General features: G+C 60.8%; 1 protein-coding gene and 1 pseudogene. Both read left to right on the top strand.

What is annotated here, in order from left to right:
• Window positions 1-442 (top strand): annotated as a pseudogene (locus EOA24_RS37535) (nitrilotriacetate monooxygenase); the annotation flags it as partial.
• Window positions 443-539: 97 nt separating this feature from the next.
• On the top strand, window positions 540-1,549 hold a 1,010-nt coding region (locus EOA24_RS37530; RefSeq protein WP_133374896.1), incomplete at its 3' end, for an LLM class flavin-dependent oxidoreductase.

The following is a 1,549-nucleotide window of genomic DNA, read 5'->3' as shown; positions in this document are numbered from 1 at the left end:
CTACCAAGGTCTCGATCTCTCCGGCTATTCGCTCGATAATCCGGCCCCGCCCCTGCCGCACGATACCGAGCTCAACAAAAGCCGCCTGAAGCTCGTCTCCGACCTGGTGGAGCGTAACAATTTAACGCTGCGTGAGTTCTATCTCGCAGTCGCCACTGCCCGTGGCCACCGCACAGTGGTGGGCACGCCTGAACAGATCGCCGACTCGATGCAGGAATGGTTCGAGAACGGCGCGGCCGATGCCTTCAACATCATGCCGCCTATACTGCCGACGGGTTTGACCGACTTCGTGGATCAGGTCGTCCCCATTCTGCGAAAACGCGGCCTGTTCCGACACGAATACGAAGGCACCACACTCAGGGAGAACCTGGGGCTGCGGCGTCCGCCCAACAGCTTTGCCCTCCAGGCTCACCGCGTGCCTGAAGCGCGGATAGCGGGATGATGTAATCGTCGCGGCCCAGAACCTTAAGACACGCTTCAGATGTTCCGGGCCGACGAGAAACCGGTCTTCTCACACTCAAAATTGCAGACCAGGTCGCATGAGCAGCAAATCCGAATTTCTTTGGTACATCCCCAACGAGGTCAACTCCGGGCATCGGGGCGATACTGTCGTCGAAAATCACAACAGCCTCCAGACCCTGACGGGCCATGCGAAAGCGATTGAGGACAATGGCTGGAAGGGCGCCTTGATCGGAACGGGCTGGGGCCGTCCTGACACTTTCACGCTTGCCGCTGCCCTTGCAGCGCAGACGACCTCCTTCGAACCGCTCATCGCTATCCGGCCGGGGTACTGGCGGCCGGCGAACCTCGCGTCCGCCGCAGCCACGCTTGACCACCTGACGGGCGGACGCGTGCGGATCAATATCGTATCGGGACTGGACAACCTTGAAGCATATGGCGACAGCGAGGGGGACCAGCCGCATCGCTATGCCCGGACCAAGGAATTCTTGCGGCTTGTCCGAAAACTTTGGACCGAGGTGAACGTCACCTATATCGGCGAACATTTCCAGGTGACCCAATCCACCGTCGTGCCACGCATCGAGGTGCGCGGTGACCGTCGGCATCCAAAACTCTATTTCGGCGGCGCTTCGGAGGCGGCCGAGCGGGTATCGGCCACCGAAGCGGATGTCCAGCTCTTCTGGGGTGAACCGCTCGATGACATAGCAGAGCGGATCGAGCGTCTTAAGGTCCTCAGCAAAAAATTGGATCGCGACCTTCCCCCACTGGAATTCGGGTTACGCGTTACCACGCTGGTCCGCGATACCGCCGGCCAGGCTTGGACCGACGCCGAGGCGAAGGTTGCCGAAATCGCGAGGCGCGAAGGCGTCTCCTTTAGCGATCCCCATCGGTCCGTTGCAGTTGGCCAAAAACGGCTGCTCGACCTGCAGGCGCGTGGCGAGGTGCTCGACGACAATCTTTATACTGCCCCAGGCAAATTCGGCGGCGGCGGCGCCGGCACCACCTGGCTGGTCGGTTCGGCTGCCGACGTTGCCAATTCACTGCGCAAATACCAGGATCTCGGCATACGTCATTTCGTGCTGTCCGACAC

The sequence above is a fragment of the Mesorhizobium sp. M2A.F.Ca.ET.039.01.1.1 genome, from assembly GCF_003998035.1.
Lineage (GTDB): Bacteria > Pseudomonadota > Alphaproteobacteria > Rhizobiales > Rhizobiaceae > Mesorhizobium.
The sequence above is the reverse complement of the archived record's forward strand: the minus strand, read 5'-3'. Positions and strand labels throughout refer to the sequence as shown.